At 35.2% G+C, this 22,447-nt stretch carries 39 protein-coding genes; 2 read left to right on the top strand and 37 right to left on the bottom strand.

Annotated features, from left to right (window positions below; all coding sequences use genetic code 11):
• Window positions 1-2: 2 nt before the first annotated feature.
• From GSH73_RS04195 to GSH73_RS04030, 35 genes are all read right to left on the bottom strand, one after another.
• The gene (locus GSH73_RS04195; protein ID WP_014759249.1) at window positions 3-1,451 is read right to left on the bottom strand and encodes a hypothetical protein; all 1,449 of its coding nucleotides are present in this window, start codon (window positions 1,449-1,451) and stop codon (window positions 3-5) included.
• Window positions 1,451-3,988 (bottom strand): phage tail tape measure protein, encoded by a 2,538-nt coding sequence (locus tag GSH73_RS04190; RefSeq protein WP_014759250.1) that lies wholly within the window; start codon window positions 3,986-3,988, stop codon window positions 1,451-1,453. Before GSH73_RS04190 ends, GSH73_RS04195 begins: the two co-directional genes overlap by 1 nt.
• Window positions 3,989-4,033: 45 nt before the next feature.
• Window positions 4,034-4,462 (bottom strand): SHOCT domain-containing protein, encoded by a 429-nt coding sequence (locus GSH73_RS04185; RefSeq protein ID WP_014759251.1) that lies wholly within the window; start codon window positions 4,460-4,462, stop codon window positions 4,034-4,036.
• A gap of 206 nt (window positions 4,463-4,668) precedes the next feature.
• A complete protein-coding gene (gene gpG / locus GSH73_RS04180) occupies window positions 4,669-4,965 on the bottom strand; it encodes a phage tail assembly chaperone G (protein WP_014759252.1) in 297 nt (98 codons plus the stop codon).
• Between the two features lie 13 nt (window positions 4,966-4,978).
• Window positions 4,979-5,551, bottom strand: coding sequence for a major tail protein (locus GSH73_RS04175; RefSeq protein ID WP_014759253.1), 573 nt, complete (start codon window positions 5,549-5,551; stop codon window positions 4,979-4,981).
• Entirely contained in the window at window positions 5,552-5,875 is a 324-nt protein-coding gene (locus tag GSH73_RS04170; RefSeq protein WP_014759254.1) for a hypothetical protein, read from the bottom strand. It lies immediately after the preceding gene.
• Window positions 5,872-6,270 (bottom strand): HK97-gp10 family putative phage morphogenesis protein, encoded by a 399-nt coding sequence (locus tag GSH73_RS04165; protein ID WP_014759255.1) that lies wholly within the window; start codon window positions 6,268-6,270, stop codon window positions 5,872-5,874. The genes GSH73_RS04170 and GSH73_RS04165 overlap by 4 nt, the downstream gene beginning before the upstream one ends.
• On the bottom strand, window positions 6,254-6,553 hold the full coding sequence (locus GSH73_RS04160) for a phage head closure protein (RefSeq protein ID WP_044984080.1): 300 nt from the start codon (window positions 6,551-6,553) through the stop codon (window positions 6,254-6,256). Before GSH73_RS04160 ends, GSH73_RS04165 begins: the two co-directional genes overlap by 17 nt.
• 13 nt (window positions 6,554-6,566) lie before the next feature.
• Window positions 6,567-6,857, bottom strand: coding sequence for a head-tail connector protein (locus GSH73_RS04155; protein WP_014759257.1), 291 nt, complete (start codon window positions 6,855-6,857; stop codon window positions 6,567-6,569).
• Window positions 6,858-6,873: 16 nt separating this feature from the next.
• Window positions 6,874-8,091 (bottom strand): phage major capsid protein, encoded by a 1,218-nt coding sequence (locus GSH73_RS04150; protein ID WP_014759258.1) that lies wholly within the window; start codon window positions 8,089-8,091, stop codon window positions 6,874-6,876.
• Between the two features lie 13 nt (window positions 8,092-8,104).
• Complete coding sequence (locus GSH73_RS04145) at window positions 8,105-9,067, bottom strand: HK97 family phage prohead protease (RefSeq protein ID WP_014759259.1); 963 nt, start codon at window positions 9,065-9,067, stop codon at window positions 8,105-8,107.
• A complete protein-coding gene (locus tag GSH73_RS04140; RefSeq protein WP_051408282.1) occupies window positions 9,030-10,283 on the bottom strand; it encodes a phage portal protein in 1,254 nt (417 codons plus the stop codon). Before GSH73_RS04140 ends, GSH73_RS04145 begins: the two co-directional genes overlap by 38 nt.
• 14 nt (window positions 10,284-10,297) lie before the next feature.
• A complete protein-coding gene (locus GSH73_RS04135; protein ID WP_014759261.1) occupies window positions 10,298-11,941 on the bottom strand; it encodes a terminase large subunit in 1,644 nt (547 codons plus the stop codon).
• Between the two features lie 6 nt (window positions 11,942-11,947).
• Window positions 11,948-12,301: a hypothetical protein gene (locus GSH73_RS04130; protein WP_014759262.1), complete on the bottom strand. Its 354-nt coding sequence runs from the start codon at window positions 12,299-12,301 to the stop codon at window positions 11,948-11,950.
• A 27-nt stretch (window positions 12,302-12,328) separates the two neighbouring features.
• Window positions 12,329-12,691, bottom strand: coding sequence for an HNH endonuclease signature motif containing protein (locus GSH73_RS13745; RefSeq protein WP_160175239.1), 363 nt, complete (start codon window positions 12,689-12,691; stop codon window positions 12,329-12,331).
• 51 nt (window positions 12,692-12,742) lie between these two features.
• The gene (locus GSH73_RS04120) at window positions 12,743-13,234 is read right to left on the bottom strand and encodes a hypothetical protein (protein WP_014759264.1); all 492 of its coding nucleotides are present in this window, start codon (window positions 13,232-13,234) and stop codon (window positions 12,743-12,745) included.
• Window positions 13,235-13,311: 77 nt separating this feature from the next.
• Window positions 13,312-14,217, bottom strand: coding sequence for a hypothetical protein (locus GSH73_RS04115; protein ID WP_014759265.1), 906 nt, complete (start codon window positions 14,215-14,217; stop codon window positions 13,312-13,314).
• Window positions 14,218-14,371: 154 nt separating this feature from the next.
• A complete protein-coding gene (locus tag GSH73_RS04110; protein WP_014759266.1) occupies window positions 14,372-14,863 on the bottom strand; it encodes a DUF1492 domain-containing protein in 492 nt (163 codons plus the stop codon).
• A gap of 37 nt (window positions 14,864-14,900) precedes the next feature.
• Window positions 14,901-15,080, bottom strand: coding sequence for a hypothetical protein (locus tag GSH73_RS04105; protein ID WP_014759267.1), 180 nt, complete (start codon window positions 15,078-15,080; stop codon window positions 14,901-14,903).
• Window positions 15,080-15,430, bottom strand: coding sequence for a putative PDDEXK endonuclease (locus tag GSH73_RS04100; protein WP_200866683.1), 351 nt, complete (start codon window positions 15,428-15,430; stop codon window positions 15,080-15,082). Before GSH73_RS04100 ends, GSH73_RS04105 begins: the two co-directional genes overlap by 1 nt.
• Window positions 15,431-15,438: 8 nt before the next feature.
• On the bottom strand, window positions 15,439-15,579 hold the full coding sequence (locus GSH73_RS13395; protein ID WP_200866684.1) for a hypothetical protein: 141 nt from the start codon (window positions 15,577-15,579) through the stop codon (window positions 15,439-15,441).
• Window positions 15,580-15,585: 6 nt separating this feature from the next.
• Window positions 15,586-15,774 carry a hypothetical protein gene (locus GSH73_RS04095; protein WP_014759269.1) on the bottom strand — a complete coding sequence of 63 codons (189 nt, stop codon included), beginning with the start codon at window positions 15,772-15,774 and terminating at the stop codon, window positions 15,586-15,588.
• Complete coding sequence (locus GSH73_RS04090) at window positions 15,774-15,974, bottom strand: hypothetical protein (protein ID WP_014759270.1); 201 nt, start codon at window positions 15,972-15,974, stop codon at window positions 15,774-15,776. Before GSH73_RS04090 ends, GSH73_RS04095 begins: the two co-directional genes overlap by 1 nt.
• A gap of 3 nt (window positions 15,975-15,977) precedes the next feature.
• On the bottom strand, window positions 15,978-16,379 hold the full coding sequence (locus GSH73_RS04085) for a YopX family protein (protein WP_014759271.1): 402 nt from the start codon (window positions 16,377-16,379) through the stop codon (window positions 15,978-15,980).
• A 3-nt stretch (window positions 16,380-16,382) separates the two neighbouring features.
• Window positions 16,383-16,583: a hypothetical protein gene (locus GSH73_RS04080; protein ID WP_014759272.1), complete on the bottom strand. Its 201-nt coding sequence runs from the start codon at window positions 16,581-16,583 to the stop codon at window positions 16,383-16,385.
• 1 nt (window position 16,584) lies between these two features.
• Window positions 16,585-17,121: a replicative helicase loader/inhibitor gene (locus GSH73_RS04075; protein WP_014759273.1), complete on the bottom strand. Its 537-nt coding sequence runs from the start codon at window positions 17,119-17,121 to the stop codon at window positions 16,585-16,587.
• Window positions 17,122-17,123: 2 nt separating this feature from the next.
• The gene (locus GSH73_RS04070) at window positions 17,124-17,996 is read right to left on the bottom strand and encodes a hypothetical protein (protein WP_014759274.1); all 873 of its coding nucleotides are present in this window, start codon (window positions 17,994-17,996) and stop codon (window positions 17,124-17,126) included.
• Between the two features lie 82 nt (window positions 17,997-18,078).
• Window positions 18,079-18,279, bottom strand: a complete 201-nt coding sequence (locus GSH73_RS04065) for a hypothetical protein (protein WP_014759275.1) — start codon at window positions 18,277-18,279, stop codon at window positions 18,079-18,081.
• A complete protein-coding gene (locus tag GSH73_RS04060) occupies window positions 18,279-19,028 on the bottom strand; it encodes a hypothetical protein (protein ID WP_014759276.1) in 750 nt (249 codons plus the stop codon). The genes GSH73_RS04065 and GSH73_RS04060 overlap by 1 nt, the downstream gene beginning before the upstream one ends.
• Window positions 19,028-19,219 carry a hypothetical protein gene (locus GSH73_RS04055; RefSeq protein WP_014759277.1) on the bottom strand — a complete coding sequence of 64 codons (192 nt, stop codon included), beginning with the start codon at window positions 19,217-19,219 and terminating at the stop codon, window positions 19,028-19,030. The genes GSH73_RS04060 and GSH73_RS04055 overlap by 1 nt, the downstream gene beginning before the upstream one ends.
• A gap of 21 nt (window positions 19,220-19,240) precedes the next feature.
• Window positions 19,241-19,456 carry a hypothetical protein gene (locus GSH73_RS04050; protein ID WP_014759278.1) on the bottom strand — a complete coding sequence of 72 codons (216 nt, stop codon included), beginning with the start codon at window positions 19,454-19,456 and terminating at the stop codon, window positions 19,241-19,243.
• A gap of 209 nt (window positions 19,457-19,665) precedes the next feature.
• Window positions 19,666-20,100 (bottom strand): helix-turn-helix domain-containing protein, encoded by a 435-nt coding sequence (locus GSH73_RS04045; RefSeq protein ID WP_014759280.1) that lies wholly within the window; start codon window positions 20,098-20,100, stop codon window positions 19,666-19,668.
• Between the two features lie 63 nt (window positions 20,101-20,163).
• Entirely contained in the window at window positions 20,164-20,364 is a 201-nt protein-coding gene (locus tag GSH73_RS04040; RefSeq protein WP_014759281.1) for a hypothetical protein, read from the bottom strand.
• Between the two features lie 13 nt (window positions 20,365-20,377).
• Window positions 20,378-20,590 carry a hypothetical protein gene (locus tag GSH73_RS04035; protein WP_014759282.1) on the bottom strand — a complete coding sequence of 71 codons (213 nt, stop codon included), beginning with the start codon at window positions 20,588-20,590 and terminating at the stop codon, window positions 20,378-20,380.
• Between the two features lie 13 nt (window positions 20,591-20,603).
• Window positions 20,604-20,894, bottom strand: a complete 291-nt coding sequence (locus tag GSH73_RS04030) for a helix-turn-helix domain-containing protein (protein WP_014759283.1) — start codon at window positions 20,892-20,894, stop codon at window positions 20,604-20,606.
• Window positions 20,895-20,964: 70 nt separating this feature from the next.
• Between GSH73_RS04030 and GSH73_RS04025 the strand changes: the two genes are divergently transcribed.
• Window positions 20,965-21,321 carry a hypothetical protein gene (locus GSH73_RS04025; RefSeq protein WP_014759284.1) on the top strand — a complete coding sequence of 119 codons (357 nt, stop codon included), beginning with the start codon at window positions 20,965-20,967 and terminating at the stop codon, window positions 21,319-21,321.
• On the opposite strand, the gene GSH73_RS04020 is transcribed toward GSH73_RS04025, so the two are convergent.
• Together GSH73_RS04020 and GSH73_RS04015 are read right to left on the bottom strand one after the other, a co-directional pair.
• Entirely contained in the window at window positions 21,298-21,543 is a 246-nt protein-coding gene (locus GSH73_RS04020; RefSeq protein WP_014759285.1) for a hypothetical protein, read from the bottom strand. The two genes, GSH73_RS04025 and GSH73_RS04020, sit on opposite strands and share 24 nt — an antisense overlap.
• Before the next feature lie 15 nt (window positions 21,544-21,558).
• Window positions 21,559-21,825 carry a helix-turn-helix transcriptional regulator gene (locus tag GSH73_RS04015; RefSeq protein ID WP_014759286.1) on the bottom strand — a complete coding sequence of 89 codons (267 nt, stop codon included), beginning with the start codon at window positions 21,823-21,825 and terminating at the stop codon, window positions 21,559-21,561.
• A 131-nt stretch (window positions 21,826-21,956) separates the two neighbouring features.
• On the opposite strand from GSH73_RS04015, the gene GSH73_RS04010 reads away from it, so the two are divergent.
• Window positions 21,957-22,346, top strand: a complete 390-nt coding sequence (locus tag GSH73_RS04010) for a helix-turn-helix domain-containing protein (protein ID WP_014759287.1) — start codon at window positions 21,957-21,959, stop codon at window positions 22,344-22,346.
• Window positions 22,347-22,447 lie beyond the last annotated feature (101 nt).

Genomic DNA, 22,447 nt, shown 5'->3' with positions numbered 1-22,447 from the left:
CTTTAACAAGGGTAAAGGCTACTTGAAGGATATAAACTATCCGAAGGCAAAGGACATGCAAAAAGTGTCTGTGTCATTGTTTCAGACCAGTTTGTATTCTCAGATTGCTGTACTAAGCGTATTAAAACTTCTTGCTCTTGTATATTCTCTCTAATAACATAAGTTTTTGGCTGACCGAGATTAGCTTTAAAAAACTTTGTCCAACTTTCATAATTATCATTTGATGCTGCTTCAATTTGATAGCGATATTGCGGTTCATAACCAGTATATTTAAAGCTATACGTGACTTTCTGTATAAGAAATTCGCCAATAGCCTTGATTTTAGGAAGATTGACATTTAGTATCTGTCCTGCGTGAAGTCCACTTTGCAAAGTCTCAAATGTAAGAGTCCTACATAAATTTGCATACCGTTTTAATAGTGCGTTAGCATTTTGAAATGCCGCATCTGATGTATCAAGATATGGCTCTTCGTCGACTGCTTCATACCAGCCAGTTCCGCCTTCTACCGACTGTCTTTCAGTTATGGCAGTGTAATCATCTGTCAGCACAATGACGTCATAAAGCCCTTGATATGTGATTTGTAGAGTATCTGTCGCTGCAAGTGGCGTCGCTGCATCGTCCTGCGTTATGATGGCATCTCCTTTGTTCCAATACCAATCCTTACCTGTGTCTACGCCTTTTATGCCAACAGTTTTTTGTATTCCATTTACTTTCACTGTAGGCACCAACGCTATCGGAAATCCAACAGTAAATGTCTTTTGTACGCCATTGCCTTTGAAAGTTTCTGTTTGCGGATCTGTTGTACCTTTACCTGCTCGAATATATTGTCTATTTCTGTAATTATCACGATTATCCGTCATTTTCATATTAAATACTTTAAAATTACCATCTAATGTATATGGTGCTACAATTGTGGCTCTATCACAAAAATAGAATACTTTATTTGAATCAATCCACCAATTGAATCCCGCTAAATCTGAAAGTTTATCGAAGCAATCCGTAGCAGGCACATAATTAAAGACGGCCTGCAAAACTGTAGGGCCATCTTGTATTGAATCCATTGTATATGTTATTCCTTCAGGTGCAAGGTATGAATCGATTATAGATTTTACAATATCCCCGGCCAGTACGTTCTCGTATGCCTCACTAACAATCCTTCTATCACATATTTGTTGCCAGTCAGCACATTGTATTGAAGCTTGAATATAAAGGGGGAAATCTTGAATGATTTCTTCACTGTCAATATTATCTATAGTACCTGCAAAAAGATATTCGCCAGATTCTATTTCAATAATTGAAATTTGCGTCCCAGGCTGTAAATTTAATTCACCTGGTAAATATTTTACGTCAAATTGACAGGTGCTGCGTTCTCCAATTGCCTCATCAATTTGTAAGCTCTCTGTTCTAACATATTTGGTTATGTTTTTACCGTTTGCAAATATCTGAAACATTATCTTACAGCCCCTTTAACCCTTAAATAGCGTGGCATGTTTTCAATTGTTTTTTGTATCAATGTCCGACTATCAAGTTCAATAATTAAAGTCATATTTACTGGCTTCCCATCTGTACTCGCTACATTTACTGTAGAAGCTGTAGTAGATGATGTAATACCTACTTTCATATCAGCTGAAAGTCCCTGTATTGCCTGTTGCACACGCTTTTTATTATCTTCAATGCCCTTAGCAAGTCCGGCCATGAAATCAGGCATCCAACTTTCATAATCTGCAAGTGGACCTTCATCCGGTGCGCTGAAATGCAAATAACTTCTTATTGTATTTGCAACGTTTTTGACTGTGTTTGTAATGCTACTTATCATGCTTTTTATACCATTTATAAAGCCGTTTATCATATCTTTGCCCCATTCCATAGCTTCAGATGGCAAGGATTTTATCCAATCAATTGCACTGCTTATTCCGTTTACTATTGCAGTTTTTACACTTCCAACAGTATTGGTTACCCCATTTTTCATAGAATCGAACATATCAGTTGCTATATTATAAAGGGCAGATGGTAACTCTTTGAACCAATTTATAAGCCCATTCCATATATCCTCTGCACCTTGGACTATAGTGTTCCAAAGATTAGTTACCGTCTCTTTGAAGCTCTCCCATGCTGTTTTAGCACCATTAATTATGTCATTCCATACACCAGTTATAAATAATTCAATAGCCAATAATTCACTTGTAAAAATTTGCTGAATAGCATTCCATATCTCATTAAAATATTCACGAACACTATCAAATATTTTTACCGTATCCTCTTTTAACTTTGTAAAGTCTCCAGTTATTAAATCACAAATTAATAATACAACACCTAAAACCACTGTTTTAATTACATTCCATATGTCAATCAATATTGTTTGAAAATTTGTCCATGCGGTTTGCAATAAAAATATTTCAACTCCAAATTTTGTTTGAATAAAATTTACAAATCCATTGATGATGTTTGTAATACTATTTACAATTGAATTCCATGTGTTTACGAAAAAGTCTCTTATACCGTTCCATAAATCAGTGAAAAATGTGCCAATTCCACCCCAAATATTCGTTGCTGTTGTTGTTATACCGTTCCAAGTATTAGTGAGAAATGTTTTTATATTATTCCATGTATTCGTAACTGTTGTAGATATTTCATTCCATAAATTTTTAAAAAATGTGCTTATTGTACCCCAATTCGAGTATATCAAATATGCTGCTGCCGCTACTGCTGCAATTGCTGCTACAACACCAATAATTGGTATTATTAACGACGTTGCCTCAACTTCCATACCTGTTAATGCCGCCTCAAGTGGGGCAAATACTCCTGCTAATGTATTAATAACACTTAATCCGCCTATTAAAGTGCCTAAAACCGCTACAATTGATAATACTGCCGCTGTGAATTGCGGATTTTTCTCTATAAAATCCGCTATAGGTTGCAATATTTTTGCGAGGCTACCTGCTAACTGTGTCAATACTGGCAACAATGCTGTACCTATCGTTTCTTTTATCTCCTTGAATGAATTCTGCATTTGTTTTAAACGGCCATCATATGTCTGTGCTGCCGCTGCTGCCTGTCCACCAAATTCCTTGTTCAACTCTGCCAGAATAACTTTTTGCGCCCCTGCTACATCTCCAGCTTTAACCATTGTCTTAATTTGTTCCTGTTGTTGTGCTGTAAATGATACGCCTACACGTCTTAATGCAGTTAGCCCATTAACAGGATCATTTAATGCTTTTCCGAGCTGGATCGCTGCCTCTTTTGGATCGCTACCCATTTTTTGCGATAGATCTAATAAAGCCTGCGTTGCCTGTGGAAATACATTCTTTCCTATATTCGTAAATGTCAATAGCATTGCTTCTCCAGCTTTTATCTGATCATCACTAAACGTCGTTGTCTTTTTTAAGCTGTTTGCTAACCCTTCAAGTGATTCCATCGTCATCCCTGACGCATCACCGGTCGATTTCAAAGTCTGCTCAAGATTTTTATTCGCATTTTCCGCTTCGCTTGCTTCTTCTATAGCGTCTTTTAGAAAACTACCAGCTGCCAACCCTACAGCTCCAAAAGCAGTCTTAAGCCCTTCTAAATTTAGATGCAATTTATCAGCCATTTGCCCAAATAAACTTTGCTTTTTAGTGCTTTCATCAAGCTGTTTATTTGTCTGCTGTAATTCATTTTCCATGTTAGCAAGAGCAGCTTTTGCATTGTTGAGTTTTATCGCTAAATCTTGTGAAGCTTTAGAATTTTCTCCTGTTTTTTCTACACTTGTCTGATATGCCTTTTCTAAAGCCTCTACTTTTTGCTTTTGTAAGTCAATTTGTTTGTTTAAACTATCTGATTTTAACCGAAGCTGGTCTGTACTATTACCAAATGATCCAAGTTGTGCACTTGCAGCTTTGAATTCTGATTGCACTACTTTTAATTGTTGATTTATTGCTGATATTCCATTCTGAAAACCTGTCGAATCCATCGAAATTTTAACCGCAAGGTTGCCAACATCTTCAGCCATACTCTCACCACCTTTTTAGGCATGAAAAAAGAGCCTTTTTGGCTCCTACAATCCTAATAGCTGTTTTTTCTTTTGGTTGAATTCTTCTTCTGTTATAATTCCTTCATCAAGTAATTCTTTAAATTTTTTGATTTCGTCTGCCGCACTCGTTGTATTCTCTGTGGCGTTATTTGCCAACATTGCTTCTAACTGTTCCTTAATCTTTAAAGCTACTTCATTTGATTTATTAGTAAATATAACCGCATTTCTATTATTCTCTTTGCTACCTTGAACTATAATCTGTATGTATCCTTTTGCTATCTTCCCCGCTGGTCTATATTGAATTCCACTAATTTGTTTAATGAAAAATTCTTTATCATGAGCAAGTAATCCTTGTGTCATACGGGCCCGTAATCCATTGCGTTTTATAACTACCTTATCCTCGTATAACTCTAGTTGTCCATCTGTCCCATTTAAAACATACAATGGTTCCATATAATACCACCCCTTTTTCTTTTAAATTTACGCCAATTACAATATGTTGTCAATAGGGACGGTTTTAATTTCTTGTTTTGCTTTGTAAATTAAAATATCCATATAATAAAAAAAGTCCATTTCGTCTATATCCTGCATTGTCCAGCCTTGCTCTAATAATTGCAAATATATTTCTTTCATAAAATCAGATGGGGAAATAGATTCCTCTACTTCCCCGTTTGAGCGTTTGGGAATTGTTCAAGTTTTGCTCCTACTTCCCCTACTACGCCTTTTATGCAATCCATTATTGTAGGAATTAGCTTGTTTGCTTCTAGTCCGTCATATACATCATCAATTGTGAATTGTCTGCCAAACAATTCAACTACATAATCAATTAAATTATCGAGATCTTTCGTTTTGATTTCATTAAAATTTATTTTTTCTGTAATTTCAATTGCCTTCCTGACTACTCTTGCCTTTGTCGCAGGTGCAATATATGTTTTGTTATTCAAGGTTATTTCCATTTATATCATCTCCTTATACTGTTGGCGTATAGACTGCTGTAAACCAACCGCTATCTCCGCCAGTATAGCCAGAATCTTCATCTGCTGTGTATTCTATTACTCCATCTTGTCGTGGCAAAAATGTGCCTTTTAATGTAGGCGTAGAAAACTTTATTTTATCTTCTTTTGTTGCATAATCTTCTTCAAGTTCCTGAAACATTCCTTTCAGCAACCATACATATCTGTATTTGCCATTTGCCTTTTTCGCTTTAAAACCAATTGCTACATAAGGTGTTATATCATTTGCTGATTTCGTTAATATACCTTTTGCCGAATCTAATGTATGCCCTAAAAGTGCTGCCTGAACTTCAAGCGGTATATCCTGCGTATTTAATTCTACATCCACCTCGCTTAATGTTTGTGCAACTTCTATGCCTTTGTTATCTGCATAAAGCATATCCATGTTAATCTTTGGTGTTATCTTTGCCGTTATTGCTGGAGCAATAAAGGCCGGTGTTCCATAAGTTGGAGTTGCTCCATCTGTTGTCAAAATTGCATAATGCAGACTTTCTAATCCTACTAATGCGCTTGTCACTGGTGTTGCCATTTATACTACCTCCTCATAAAAAAATCTTATAGCTTTATGATATATATGGGTTTCTTCTTCGTATAATTCAATTGCATATGTCCGTTTGAATCCTGCCGCTGTCATCAATTCCTTAAGTTGATTTTCAATATCGGTATAGTCTTCCTTGCTCCAGATGTCAACTTGTACATGATAACCTGTCACTATTTCCTCGTTGTCTGCGAATAAGTCGCCCATTTCGTTAAAAATGAAATAAGTGATATAAGTTGGAGCTGTGCCTGAATATTTTAAACAACATACAGGAACATTTAAAGGTTTGAGAATATCAACAATGCTTGCTTTCATATTTCCAAACCTTCTCTCAATTTCTGTACTAATATTTCTTGTATTTTCTCTTTGTTTTTCTCATAAGCAGGCCCTAAAAACGGCTTTGCGCTCATCTTTGACGTCCCAAATTCTATAAATTTCCCATAGAATAACTCTGGATTGTCCTTTTTGATTATGCCTACAAGCACATATTTCACGCCATTTTGTGTTTGCACATTACTAATCTTTAGGCCTTCTCTAAGTCTTCCCGTATTTTTTGGCACTAAAGATTTAGCATCTTCTAACACAGGCTCTGCTGCTGTTTTTAATGCAGTATTTGCAATTGTACCAGCTTTTTTACCCATGTCTTGCAGTCTATTTATTAAATCATCTAATCCTTCTATTTCAAATTCTGCATTAGCTATTTTTAACACCTGCCTTTATATCTTTGTCAGCACAGCTTAACTCAATTATTTCTCCATTTTTGTCATAAGTTCTGACTATATAATATTGAGTACCATTGTATTCAAGATATTTTTCACCATTATAATCGCCTGTTCGTATTTCAAAGATATATGCAAGGTTAATATTCTGCATTGCAGCATTATAGAATTCTGCCTGTCTTACTGATTTTCTGTTTGCATATACTGTTCTTCTGTTTACAATAGATGTTTCAGGGAAGCCATTTGAATTTATTGTTTCTTCAACTTCTAACAAATCAACTGTATCCCTAAATAACATTTATATCACTTCCATTGTAGTCACCTGAAAGAGCTAAACTCATTTTAAGCAGGTTATATGACTGTTGTAACCTATCAGCATCTGGATTATCAAAGCCAAAATTAGCTTTGCAATATAATGATATTGCTCTTTTGATGAGTGGATCCGTATCGTCATTTGCCTTTGTAGAATCAACGCCCGACAAGACTAAATCCTGTCGGGCTGCTGATATTAGATCATTTATCTCAGTATCGAAAGCGGTTGTTGTTATTCGTAGTAATTTTTTGATGTCATCAAGCATTAGGCATCACCGCCTATTAAGCTGTAGCCTGTGTTACTTTTACAAACGCCTCATCTAATACAGGCTTACCATCAGCAACTAATGTGCCTTTGTAGTCAATTAAATTCTGCTTAAAGCTTGATTCATAGGATTTTTCAATCATTGCCTGCTGTGAAAAATTCCAATAGTAGTAGCTAGGCTGGCAAATTATTATTGTATTGTCAGGAACATACTCATCGAGCACAATTGGTTTACCAAACAGTCTCATGTCCATGTCATCGTTTGGGTTCTGATAGAATATTGGTCTGCCATAGTTGTCCATTATGTCCATGACTTCGTTATAAAGCATATTAGAATTCATTACAACTTTGGCAAACTGTCTGTATCTTATAGGCAACAAACCAAGTGCTTTTGTCAAATCTTTATATGTCAATCCAGTTGTTGCATATGTCATTGCATTTGTTCCCCAGTTCACGCCTGTTAAAATGCCTGTTGGCTGTGCAGCAGCTGATCCCGCACCATTTATAATAGCATTTTCAATTGCTGCGGACATTCTCTCAGATAACTGGTTAACGATAAATGTCTCGAAGGCATCGATTGCCATCGCTTCAACTGTTCTTGAAAGTTGTACCAGCCTTACAAGTTCATACCCAAACAATGATACACTATTTACAGTATCATCGACTGCTGTAATGTCAGTACCTTCTGCGTGCCATGATGCATCATTAATAGCATTCTGACGTGGTATAGACAATCCACCAGGGACATTTAATTGAGTAACTAATGGGAACAGTGCTGTTATCTGGCGTAATTTTTCAACTATCATGTTTAATGTCTGTGTTGGTATTGCTGCTCCTGCACTTGGTATCCCTGTCGTGAGAGCTCTCTGCTCTAATATTCTGTTCATTGCTGACATTGCTCTTTGTTCTGTCTCATCAAGCGGCTTTGACTGCAATTTTTTCAAAAATGCAGTTCTATATTCTTTCTGTGATACCAAATCATTAAAGCTCATTTTGTCAAAATTATCTCTGTCTCTTACTTCAATATCAGGCTTATCAATTTTTCTGCCTTCAATTGTACCTGCTGCTATGCTATCCATTATTTGTTTCTTTTCCCGCAAGCTTCTTTCCTCCTGTTCAAGTGTTTCTAACTCTGTTTTGATTGCATTTAAGTCAATATCTTGATTGCTTTCAAGTAAACCTCTTATTTCTACTTTCCTTTCTGATATTTCTTTTAATCTTTTTTCTATATTCATCCTTAATTCCTCCTTACAGATATGTTTTTATAATTAACTTTTTACGTAAAATATCATCTTGTATCTTATTTAAAGCTCTCTGCCCAACAACCGCTTCTGTATCAGGATAAGCTGGCGTTGTTACTACTGCAATATCATAAAGTTTGCCTATCTTGTTTATTGTTCTCTCGTAAACTTGATCTTGCTCGTTGTATTCGATGCTGTCCGCATCATCGTCTGCTGCAAGCGTAAAAGTAAAACTGCACTGATTTATTACACCTGCTCTAATGTTTTCTTTTAGATCCCTTGCGTATGATGTGTCTGTCGGAATACATCTAAATTTTAGTCCAATATTATCAACAGACAATTGCAAACTGCCTATGCCATCTTTGATAGTGTTTCTTCCAAGCGGCATATTCTCATCATGATTGAACGTTGCCACTACATTTGACATATCACAGCTTTCAAGTGCATTGGGATCTATTTTTTCTCTGAACTTTAAGAACATTCCCATAGTGTCAGACCACTTATTGAATTTCAGAGCATATCCTTCTATCACCTCCTGCTGATTATCTCCATCATCTGCACTTCTAAGTTCTATTTTTGTTGTCAACGTGCGAATCTCTTTTGATGTTTCTAAACTTCTTTTGAGTTCAGGCGGCTCTTGTCCTGCGTCCTTAATATGCTTTGCAAGATGATTATAAACGCCTTCATAATCTGCTTTTGGAATGTTAGTGCCGCCCATTGCTCCATTCAAAACGCTTATCCCAGATATGCAGCCTTTTATATTTGCTGCACCAATATTGCCATCACTGTCAACTTCGTGGTGTGGAAATTTATATGCCGATTTCGTTTTTGGATTTCCGTCTGGATCTTGCCATGCATAAGCTTTTTTATAATAACTTTCATCTTGCCCTGTCTTTAAATTTGCTTCATTTTTAGGTCCATCCCATGATTTATCACTGGTTGGTGTTTTGCGATACGGTATTGCCGGCATTGTTATCACCTCCTCCTACCCCTTGATAATCGTCAGCTTTCATTGCGTTAACAAAATTAAGGCTCTGTAATCTTACATCTCCGCCTTCAACTGGTGCCATGTTAAGAATTTCCCTTGCTTCATTCACTGTTAATATTCCAAGAGGCATTAACTGCTGAATTAAAGTTGTCTTTGTTGTATTTGAAGCATATTGCAACCTGTTAGATTCAAAAATTATCTCATTCCCAAAGCCTTTCTCACGCTCGGTGAATATCTTATTCGTAAACTCAAGGCTCATTTGCACCGCTAAAGGCTCTATTGTGCTTTCATAGAAGGCATTCCACTGGTCCTCATTATAATTACTCATGATTATCTCCTTTGAAACACCATAATACTTGTAAATTTTCTGTTCAATAAGATCCATTTGAGGCCCATTAATAATCTTTGGGTCATTATCTAATGGGATATAATCAGCTTTGGCATCAAGTGCTGCAATTCCACCATTGTTTGTGATATTCATATAGTCTGCTACAAACTTATCTTTTTGCGCCTTTATATCAGTGTCTTTTAACATTGCTTGTGTAAATTTTAAGATACCACGTAACATCGCACTTGATTTTATCGCATTCTCTATGCCTTGATTAATTGTGTTAAGCACATCAAGCGTCTGCATTATCGCCATATCATTAGGCTGGCCATAGAAATCGTGGTCATTGTAGAACCGCCTTAAATGTATCAAGTCCGTATAAGGCAATACTATAACATCACCTGAAAGGAATAAAAACTTTGCATACACTTCGCCATTGTATTCTATCAAGTCTAAATAGATAGGATTTATAGGATAAAACCCTCTAACATTCCCTGTATTGTCAAAGTCAATAAATACAAAGGCGTTATTCTGCAAATACAACTGTGTAATTATCTTGTAATAAAAGGCGTATGCATTCATATACGGATTAGGCTGTACTCTTAACAAATCTTCTATGTTGTCATGAATCGGCGTTATCTGCCCGTTTGCTCGGCGTATGTGTTTTGGAGTTAGCTTTGCACCATTCCGAGCAATTGCGTCTATCGCTGCTCGGACCGTATCCGAAGCATACGCATTTTGTCCGAACGGAGTAAATACGGGAAGCCAACCGTTAAGCAATCTAAGCTGTGTATATTCGCCTGTTGGTTGTTCTTGTTTATGGCCGCCAAATATCATGCTGAATAAACTTCGCTTTTGTTTCTTTTGCAAACTCTCACCACCTTTCAAATCAAGGCCAGATAATCGTTAAGTTTTTGCTGCAATATCACATAAGCGATTAACAAACTTACTGCGCCGTCAATTCTTTGTCTTTGGTTTTGGCCTTTGACCGGTCTTATATTCCCATTCTCATCCACTTTCACAGATGTATTAGTAAGGCACCACTTTAGGATTGGATTGTTGTTGTAGTTAATCATGTGTGCTTTAAGATCTGCTTCTAATTCCTTCATCGGCTGGCTTAAGGTCTTGTATCCTTGTCTAACTTCAACCATGTCAAACCCAGCATCATTCATCTCCTGAATCCAATACTGCGAATTCCAAGGATCATAGCCAATCCAAAGAGGCCTTATGCCATATTCTCTGAACATCTTCACAAACCAATCAGTAACGTAATGATAGTCCACCTTGTTCCCTGGAGTTGTCGTCAGCAAACCTCTGTCTCGCCATTTGTCATAAGGAATTTTGTCTTCCACAACTCTCTTTTCTAAAAGATCCTCAGGTAAAAAATATTGCTGCAATACATACTTCTTCTTACTGTCCGGTTTCATAAAAATAAGCGTTGCGCATGTCAAGTCTGTTGTACTTGACAAATCTGCACCGCCTACCGCATAAGAGTCTTTGAATTCTTCTATATCAAATGTTTCTTCGTTGTTTATGTCCTCAAATGTAAGCCACATACCTGCGACCGTATCTCGGATATTGAAATCTTTGCAAAGCACACCTGGAAGATCTTTTGGATTAGCTTTTGCTCTTTCTACTTTTTCAGTTAGATCTTCAACTTTCTTTATAGTTCCTAACCCCGGATTAGCCTTTTGCCACATCCGCCAATCGGTCCACTCATCTCTGCTGTCGAGTTCGTACAATACAGGTAAAAATCTATCATCCTCAATCACTCCGTCAGTAACTTTGCAGGCGTAGTCATATATATCATCGTATATACACTCTCTAACTGTTCCGCTTGTCGTTATCATTACTAAAAGTGGCTGACGCCTTGCGCTCATCGACTGCTTCATTACCTCATACAAATTCCTGTCTTTAATAGCATGTAACTCGTCTATGATAACACAATGGCTATTTAAACCATCAAGACTGTTACTATCACTCGCCAATGGTTCCATCTTGCTAAATGTCAGCGGCATATACATATCAGATTTTCTCTTGTGTATATGCTTACTTAATGCCGGCGATTGTTTAACCATATTGACGGCTTCAGTAAATACTATTCTGGCCTGATCCTTCTTGGTAGCAACGCTGTAAACTTCTGCGCCACCTTCGCCATCTGCAACCAGCATATATAATGCTATTCCTGAAAGCATTGTTGACTTACCATTTTTACGAGCAACTAAAAAAAGCGTCTCTTTGAAACGCCTTATGCCTGTTTCTTTGTGTACAAATCCAAAAAGAGCGGATATATATGCCTTCTGGAATAGTTGCAATTGAACAGGCCTGCCTATCCATTCGCCTTTTGACTGTCTACAAAATGTCTCTATAAACTGAATAGGTCTCTCTGATCTTTCTTCGTCAAAGATCCAATCGCCCTTTGGATTATTTATCTCATCTACAAGTCGCTTATAAATTTTATGGACCTTGTTTGATACGATTATGTTGCCACTTTCTATTTCCTCCCAATATCTCAATATCCAATTCATAGCCTATCACTTCGCAGCTTTAATGAAGTCTATCAATTCATCTTTAACAGATGATTGTTCTTCTTTTGGCAGCATATCTGTCAATTGCTTAATTATTGCCGAATAGTTTTTTATCATTGTGTTATATACATCCGCCTCAGGACTTTTTTTAGTGCCCCATTGGTTTTCTCCGTTCTGATAAGTGCTAATACAGCCATTCTCATTTATTGCTTTTTGTAAATCCTCAAGTGTAACCGACATGAATGCTGCGTTTTGAATAAGTGAGGTCACGGCACTCAATTTATCTTTAGGTAAATTTTTGTAAAGTTTTTTAAGTCTTTTTATTTCTTTTTTAATTCGCTCATCTTTTGATAATTCCATGCAAATCACCTCAAAATACCACACCGGTCATGTGAGCCTGTTCCGAGGTTTTCGAAAGGCCGCCCGCCGGTCCCTAAACAATCCGCTATTTTCAAGACCCGGGGGGGATTGTATCAGGTTGCCATCATCATCGAACATCAAGCCATCTTTCACACTGTCTTGTTTGCTATGTTCTTTGTTGTGGCAATCAAGGCATAGCAATTCAAGATTATCAAAACTCAAAGTTATATTAGGATCGTTTATATTCAATGGCGTAAGATATTCTTTGTGGTGAACTATCTCCCCAGGTCTTCCGCATCTCTCGCATATCCCATGTCTATAAATAAAATAAGCCTGGCGAACTTCTTGCCAAGCTCTTGATTTATAAAACTTCTCTGCCCAAGGCTTCATATTGCCACCAACTTTATTACATGAAAAAAAGAACTAGTTGAAGCTCTATAATCAGAAAAACTTTACAAACTTACGTCGGTCTAATTCCCCTTCTAGTTTCTTCACATGTTCTACAATTTCATTCATTAATTTCTTACATTCATTATACATAATATCAACATCTTCTTTCCTCATCATATCTGCGTTTTCCATCCCATATATAACTTTATAAAATTTACTTATTTCCCCAGTAATTCCATCATCACATAAAAAAATTCTTTCTCTCACTTGTTTCCACGCCTGATCTCTTACTTGGTTTATATTATCATTTCTAAAATCTATATACAACTTGTTATTAGAATCCATAAAATTTATATAACCTCGAATAACTATTTTATTCTCTTCCAATTCATCCTTCAATACTAAAAAAGCTGATTTTTCTTTCTTTATTTCTTCACGTTTATTTAACTTTTTTTGATTTATAAATTCTTCACGAAGAGAAAAATAAGAACCAATCCAAGACAATATACCTCCTACTAAAGTTCCAATTAATCCTTCTACCATTTTCTTCTGTCTCCCTTTCTCATCACTACTTTTATCAAGATTACTTAAAAAATATCTAATTAAATCTTTTTAAATCACTATTTATTAATTTCATTTGCTGAATAAATTTTCAAGCTTTTTATTTCATCTTTAAGAGTAATTGGATTATATTGGATTTTCCTTAGAGCGATAAATTCTGCTTCCCTATTTATCAATGCACAACATTTCCTTAATAGATTACCACTATCATCTAATAATTCAAAGTTAAATTCATAACCATTTAAATTATTATCATCACATGATATTATTGTAAGTTTACCACTTTGTAAATGTGTGTCAATTCTGAATATTTCCCCAATAAAGTTAAAAGGTTCCTCATCTAATATAGGTTCTAAATTAAAAATTTTTCTTTCTTCTTGACCAATGTTAATAATCTTTTTATCTTCTTTTCCCTCAATAGTAATATTACTTATATTTTCACCATCCACACATGAAGCTAAACTTGCAATATCAGGAAATGCTCTATTTGAAAACTTATATGTACTTGGATCTATTATATAAATAGGCGCATTATTATTTCCGATAGATAAAATCATATTTCCACTTCCGTTTTCCTGCTTTAAAGATATCGCTTTGTTATCCTTTCTTGCTTCTAATATAATTTTTAAGTATTCGAAACCATTTTTAGTTATTTCCCACAATAAAGAAGGCGAGTAGGTCTCAACTATTGGCATTGCAATTTGAACCGCTCCACAAGCAAGTATAGATAAATCTGCTATAAACGAGCCTTCATATATGCTATTTGCTTTGACTTTATAAATTTGTCTATCAGTTTTGGTTATTCTTTCCTTATTTACTATAGTAAGGTATGCTTTATCTAGAATATCCTGAAAGCTTTTTAATCCCAACAAAGCATTATATAAATCATATCCACTTTGAAAAGCACTACCTTCCATTTTAAATATTATATTTTGCTTAAATTGATTTTCTTTTGCATCTTCCACAATATTCCTTCCCCTTTTTTATTTTTACCATAATATTCTACATTTCTTGCTAAAATCCTTCTTTTTTTAGTAAAAATTTAAGCCCAGGAAGGGGACACCTGAGCTTTGTCTTTTGTTTTTCAAATATTTATCTATTGTTCTATTATGCATTATATCATCCTGCCTTTATTTTGTCAGTCTTAGACTTTTTTAAAAAATCATCATATTTAATAAGCCCTATTGCAGTGGCTAAATTTATACCCATCATTAATATTTCCCTTTTCCAAACGTAATATGTTGCACGTTCTATATGCAATTCTTCACATATCTGATCCTCGCACAACTCATCAAAATATTTCTTATTTATCAACATGAAATATTTTGTTCCAGAGAGTTTATCATGAATTTCAGCATTTTTAATAACATCTTTTACAACCTTCAACCACTTTTCTTTTTCTATGATGTCTTTGTTTGATGCAAGTTTAATTCCTTTTAATTCAGTAGGATTTGACATATGATTTATTCCACCGCCACCAGCTTCTTGAAATTGAGAAGGTGATGCTTCTATAATATTTTTCTTTATATTATGCAGTTTTCTGATTTCATCATAATAATTATATAGATAATGTTCTAATGTTTTAACTGCCCATCCCGGCTCTAATCTCATGCTCTCCCCTCCTAAACAGAGTCAGGGATAGCTTTAGCTACCCCTCTTGTACTTCAACTGCTACTTTTACTAATTTGCCTGTTGCAGTAACAAGTTTTACTACATTTGCTATTTCTGTTGTTGGCACATCAAATTGTATTCTGCTTGCACCATCACCGCCTATTTTGATTGCACTTTGTATTTGTGGTAAAGTAGCTAAAAATTCAATCTTCTCCATTAAGATACCTCCTTACTTATCAAATTTAAGAATTCTTCAAATGTCATGCATACAAGCCAATCTTTGTTGTCCTGTCTCATCATCAAGAGATTGCTGTTCTCGTCCTCATTTAGCCAGTTGTATATGCTTGTCAATCCTGTTTTTCTTCTTTTCACTTCTATTCTTTTTTCTCCGTTTATATTTGCAACTACATCGCAACTGTATTTTGTACTTTTCAATGCTCCGCTTAATGGCACTCTTTCTGCTTCAATTCCATACTTTTGTAAAAGCTTCACTACTTCATTTTCACCTTCCCAGCCTTTACGTTTTGCTCTTTTCCCTCGCTTGCTTGCTTCATTCTCTTTTTTCATTTTTCTCTTCAGCTTCCTTTCCTCTCGCTCTTGTATTTGTCTCTTGCATAAGATTCTTTTGTCTTCTGGCCAATATAAACTATAATTCTCACATATCCAGCATTCGCCTTGCACATATGTTTTGCAATTCTCCCGTACCTCACATTCATACATTCTTAAGTCCCCCTTTTTGTGGTCGTATATCTTATTTCTATCTCTCTTGTATACTCAAACATTTTCCCGCAGTTTTCGCATTCTCTTTCTCCTTCATTGTCTCCAAATTCAAAAGAGTCTGGATTCGCATATCCACAATAAGGGCAAATCATCTCTTCTGTTTGAAAAGTATCATAATCCATCATTCTCATTATTTTTTACCTCCTATCCATATTCCTTTTTTCTTCGCATGTTCTCGTATTGTATGAAATGCTGCCCAAATGCCTGTATATTTCACAAATTCTTTCTCCACAGCACGATGTTTTTCCCGGTATGGTGCTTGTTCGTATGCTGCTCTTGTCTTTTCAAGTGCTACTTTTATTTCTGGAGATTCCCAATTTATTCGAGGCATTATCTATTCCTCCTTTAACAATTCTGGATTTTGATAAATATTTCCAATTATTTCAACGTCATCTATAAAAATCCATGAAACATTGGCAAATTTGCGTCTTATATCTTTGAACTCCCAACTACCAACAGATTGGTCCCAAATTACTACTACTTCTAATACACAATCACGCTCGCACGACATTGGATTCCATATTTTGCAGCGTAATATATCTCTTTCATAAATCTCCTTTTTCGTCTTGTCTTTAAGTCCTGTATATCTCACTATCTCGTAATTATCATCGTTTGTTATATCCTGCCAACCATCACCAAGCACATATATGCTTCCATCACCATACATACATACTTCAGTATCGCCTAGCCACATTTTCCGTCTTTTGTCCCAAACACGAAATTTTATTTCTCGCATTTCTCACACCTCCAAAAACTTTATTTTTGCCTGTCCGCACACAATATCCGCTTTATTTATGCATGTCCTATATCCCTTTTTCTGCACTAAGTAAAAATGTTTGTATTCTTTTATAAGTTCACCCTTGCCTCGCATTATTTCCCTCTTTCTTTTCTTGTCAGAGCCATCTCCGTTTTTCAGATTCATCTCAAATTCAACCTTCATGTTATTTCTTGCCTCCCTCTATAAGCTTAAAATCATGCTTATTTGCAAGCATTGCTATATCGTTTTTAAGCTTCTCTGGTAGCAATGCTTCTTTTTTCTCCCGTTCCTGGACCTGGCTAAACATTTTGAGAAATTGCCCTCTCACAACTCCCGGTTCTTCACTAAGGCATATCTCACGCCACCCCATATATTTTGCGACCTTTGCTACAGCCGGGCTCATGCTTGCTAATGCCTCTTCTTCCCGATATGAGCCAAAATAGCGTATTGCTTTTTCAACTTCTCCCCATGCTTCGGCAGGATCCAGCTGTTCTTCTTTGGGTGTCGATATTTCAGCTGCTTGTTTCCTCACATCTGCAATCGCAGGTGGAAATGGATTTTCAAGTATAAGTTTTTGTACCGCCATTTGCACAATTCTATAATCTAAATCTCCGAGCATCTCGTGCCATACCTGTAACGTCAACCCGGCCCTATCAACCTGAAAGCGTGGATATGCGGCTGCTATAATAGATAATATTCTTGACGTTTCATTTAGCGTCATTCTTAATCAACCTCCCAAATACTTTTTTCTTGTCCTTGTTGATATTCAGTTCTTTTGACTAATTCAAGAGCATTTCGCACGTTTTCTGGTAAATCATTAATAGGTGCAGCTCTATTGTCATACGTACCTTCAAGCACTTTTACAAGGTTATTGCTATTAATCAACCAGTCAAAGTTACAACCGGTCCATTTACCATTGCGTCCTGATAAAAAGTCGCTTGTTTCGGCTTTCCTGAAGGCTTGTTCAAAGGCAGAAATATTCTCATGCATATTATGCCATGCGGTTTTTATGCTTCTTTTACGCTTATTAGTTATTTGCTTTATTTTAGGCAGTGACTGACATATATCGTTATAAAGATTGGCTATTTCCTGATATGGTACTTTATCTTGTTGCGTTTGCGAGGTTGTGTCGTCAGTTTCTGACGACAATATATCTTCGGATTCGTATTCGGATTTGGATTCGGATTCGTATTCGGATTCTCGGGGACATATGTTATCATCTGATATCATATGATTGTATGTGCTATCAGATTGTTGTTGTGCTTCATCAGGTGAAGGATACTTGCTTTTCTTCGCTCTTACTTGCTGATGCTTTTCCCATGTTGTTACGTATAAATATGGCTTATTGTCAACTTCATATAAATGTATTAGTCCCACTTTAACTAATTTATTAAGCCATTTATTTATATCTGATTCTTTAACCTTATCTATTTTAAGAGGATATCCTTTTGCTCTTAAGATAGCTGGCCTTGCGTCCATGCGGCCATAATCATCGCACATAACTAATAATCTATAAAAGAATATTTCTTCCTCTGGATCCAATTGTGCAATTGTATCACTTGTGCATATGCTTTCTTTAAGTATTCTATTTGGCATCTTCCTTCACCCTCCAATTTGGTACTTAATGAATATTTTTCCGTTCAAAATGTTTTTTAGAGAGGCGGTTTATTCCGCCTCATTAATTATCGCTCCAATATCTCAGCTCCTGTTCGAAATACTCTACTAAGTCGTCAATTGTATTTATATCTTCTTCTTCTGCTGCTGCTTCAAATTCATCTTTTAAGCAATCACTTAAGCAGAAGATGTCGATTATTTCGTATAGTCTTTTTATTGCGTTTTTGTTATGCAATCTTCTTGTTGAGCTTTCCTTATTTTCCATTATTCTTCACCTTCTGATTTTAAAAACTCAGGAAGATCTGCTTGTGTTGCTGTCTCTATCTCGTTGCAAATTTTCTCATAGTCTGTTTTCTTTACGTCTGTGCTGTGTTCATATCCATATTTCCCTATTATGTTCTTTACTAAGTCGTTGTCACCATTTGCAAGAGCAAACATTCTTTTTGCCTGCTTCTGTGTGATAGTCCCAGATGTATCAGTATATTGCCTATTTTGTGCTATGCTTTGCTCTACAGGTGTACCCTCTATATCATCTTCTAAATCCTGCGTAAAGATTTCTGAAAGTGCGGCTACAGTTAAAGTAGCATCAATTAGCGATCTTTTTTTGGCCATCTTTAAAATGGTATTGGCAATGCTATATGGATCCTGCTTGGCATATTTCTTTTCTCTTGTGTTTGCATGGCCAACTCCTTCTGTAACTTTTAATCCATTTTTGCTGAGAATGCACTTTATTGTAAATGCAAAGAATCCATTTTCATAATCTTGAACACGTTCTATTTCTTCAAATTCACTTGTAAGTCCAAACAGCATCAATATTTTTTCAGCACCGGGTTTTAAAAGTGTTGGTTTAGTACCTGTTCCTGGGATAATTCCATAATCGTGATTAGGTTTAAGCGTTTTTTGCACTATAGCTTGAAATGAAGATATTTTCTGCATTGTTTGCTGTATTGTTTGTAAATTTACAGTATCTATCATTGAAATTACATTTACTTCAGGAAGCTCATTCGTTGTCATTATCTTTCCCCTCCATATTCTTCATTGAGTTTTTTATTAACTTCACGGATTTTAGTCAAAACTGTATTCGCATTTTCACCTTTAAATGTTATCTCCCAGTTGTACCCTTTGCTATTTTTCTCAAGTTTTATTTGGATTTCTGGATCTTGTCTATCATAGAGATGTATTATCTTCATTTCCTGCGTATCCATTTTAAAAATCCCCTTTCATTTTTATTCCCAAACTATTTCCATTACTTCTTCATCAATTTCTGCAAAAGCTTCGTTATCTTTAATTAATTTTTCAATCGCTTCTTTGCTTATTCTTACTGTTACTTTATGTGTTTTTTCGTTGTATTCTGTCGAAATACTATCTCTTAAAGCATGTTCTATACTGTCGTAGTAGCCAAATTCATATGGTGTTAATACAAATTCATGTACTTCTTTCATCTTCTTATCTCCTTTTAAAACTTTTTCTTGAGAGTATCCACAAAATGTGGTATACTCTCCTTGGAAAGATTTAATTTGTGCCTTTTTTAAGGCATTTTTTATTTGTCTTTATAAATTCTAATCTTCTTTCTGTCAGCATCGTATGTCACTGCAAAACCAAGCTTATATAATATTTGAGCGAATTTTATCGACATCTTTAAATCCCCCTTTCATCTTGCAAATATAACCGCAAGTGCTGCGCCTGCCATTTCGCTTATTTCCTTTGTAACACGCTGCCATCTATCTTTTTCTGTTTCATCTACTACGCCATCAGCGGCTATCTTAATCATGTCTTTTTTGACAATTTCCAAATCATCTGTTTCACTCTGCAGTGTCAATACCGATTCAGGTAAAATCGTTAGATTTAGATCTGGAAGATATTTTTGCCCAACTTTCGTGTATTGTTTTAAGTGCTTATAGCCAAGCCAAGGTGCTTTATATATTTCAACCATATTACATACAACATCATCAGGTGGTATTGTTCTATTTGTCTCATAATCTATAAGCGATCTTGTACTTATATGCAGCAATTCAGCTGCCTGTTCTTGTGTTAATCCTGAAGCTTTTCTATCCTCTTTATATATGTTTGTGCAATACTTATTCATTCACTTTCCCCCTTCCTGCTTTATAATGAATTCAGAAACACTTCTTATGACATTTTCGAGATCTCACATCTGACTGTAGTAAAGTCTTAATTTCTCATGATATTCCTCATTATAATCTGCAATTTCATCTCTCAATTTTTTTATTATCATGTCAGCTTTCTCTGCTTGTCTCTTTAATTCTTGCAATTCCTTTATGCGTCTATATCTAAATTCTATTTGCATTTCAAGTGTCGCTAATTCTCTATCAAGTTCATCAATTAGCATTTTTAGCCCTCCTTTAATCCTTAATTTCTAAGCTATTAATTTTATGATAAATGCTTTCTAATTCTTTGATTTGCTCTTGTAAATCTTTAAAAATATCTTCTTGTGTTTGGCTTAATTTTTCTTGTGTGTTTAATTTCACGATATAATATTGTCTGCGCTCTTTAAGCCTATTAAGTTTTTCATCAAGCACCATCAGCAGTGTTAATTGTTCATGCCATGTCAACATTTATTTCATCCCCTTAAACTGCTTTAATATCAATTTTTAAAATTTCATCTTTTATTTGTGATAAATGTCTTTCATATTGCCTTAATTTTTCTTTTAACCTTTTGTTCTCTTCTTCAAGCCTAATTTCATTCTCTGTTTTAGCAGGAATGATACCCAGATAACTATTAATGCTTTGTTCAGTTATCAAAATCTTTGATCCAACTTTAACGGCTTGAAGTTTATGTTCATCTTTCAATTTGTATATTGTTTTAATGTCTACTTTTAGAAGCTGTGCTGCTTCTTTTGTTGTATAAACAAGTGCCATAAGTTGTTTTACCCCCTTTTTTGTTTTCCCCCTCCTCAGTGGTAAAATTTTCTTGAGAGGAGGTGAAATTATGGATAATCTCGAAGTCTTTAAATACAGGAAAGATGCTCTTTTTGAACTAATCAAAGAAGCTTTTATAGAAGCCACTAAAGCACACGAACTTTTATTCAAAGAACCTAATGGAAAACAAAATGAAATAATTGCTGCATTATATCTCAATAAGGCTATTTCTTTAATGTCTGCTGCTAGATCGCTTTATCTTTCAAATTATGAAATTCTCATGAGGCAAGAAATAGAGAATATTTTTCATACCTTTAATGTTTTTGAATCCGAGTTTCTTAGCAATATTTCAACTGGTCACTCGCATCAATGGACTGATTTGGAATTTTTAAAGTTCAAAGAATCAGTCGAAACATTTATTGTTTAACCTCATTAGCTGCTCTGGAAACTCCTGAATTTGCTTTTCTAGGGCAGTTACTCTTCCTTTTAATTCCTTTATTTCGTAAAATTGCTCTATCAATTCTTTTGTTTGTTTTAAGAATTCCTGCCCGAATTCCGATGTTGGATCAATGTTTGAATCTTCCATCCACTTAGATACTTCTTTTAAATGAATATCCAATAGTTCTTTTCTTTGCTTAATTTCCTCCATCCTTCTCACCTCCTCCTATGCGCTTTCTGATTGGTCGGGTATAGTGTTATGATGTAACGTTTCGTGACTTTGTTCTTCAAAAAAAATTTCGTCTATACTTGTATTTAAAACTTTTGCAATTTTTTTAGCCAACTTAATACTTGGATTTCTCGTTCCATTTTCTATCATATATATAAGCGAGTGTGTTACATTAACTTTTCTGGCTAATTCATAACCCGAAATATTTTTTGAATTTCTTATTTCTTTTAGCTTATTTTTCATAGTTTCACCTCCAAGCGTCACTTAACGTTACCTTCTATATATTATTATAGTCACATTTTGTTACTTGTCAATAGTTTTTATAACTTTTTGTGACAAATATTTTTTATGTCACTAATAGTGATATAATAAATATCAATAGGAGGTATATCTTAATGAGTTTTGCAAAAAGATTATCAGAATTGAGAAATGAATTTAAATTAACTCAAAAAGAACTTGCTGACAAATTAGGCGTTTCAAGAGGTACCATAGGCATGTATGAGATAGGTCAAAGAGATCCAGATACTGATACATTGTTGAAGCTATCTGAATTATTTAATGTGTCAGTCGATTACCTCCTTGGTAACACCGACATCCGAAACCCAGTCGACGAAATAACAGATGCTGTATCTGATGACCCAGAGCTGGCAGAGTTTTGGAACGAACTTAAGCAAAGAGAGGACTTAAAACTTTTGTTTAAGCAGACTAGAAACCTTTCTCCAAAGGCTATAAAGCAGGTAATGCGTATAATAAAAGCTATTGAAGATGAAGAAAGTGGAGAATAAAAAATAAATTTATACGAACACATGTCTTATTTATCATCCATGAGTTATAATATAATTAAATTATTATAAAGGGTGATAAATATGACGAATAATATCTATAA

This window comes from Thermoanaerobacterium aotearoense, from assembly GCF_009905255.1.
In the GTDB taxonomy this organism is placed as follows: Bacteria; Bacillota; Thermoanaerobacteria; order Thermoanaerobacterales; family Thermoanaerobacteraceae; genus Thermoanaerobacterium; species Thermoanaerobacterium aotearoense.
This window is presented reverse-complemented; position numbering and strand designations above follow the sequence as displayed.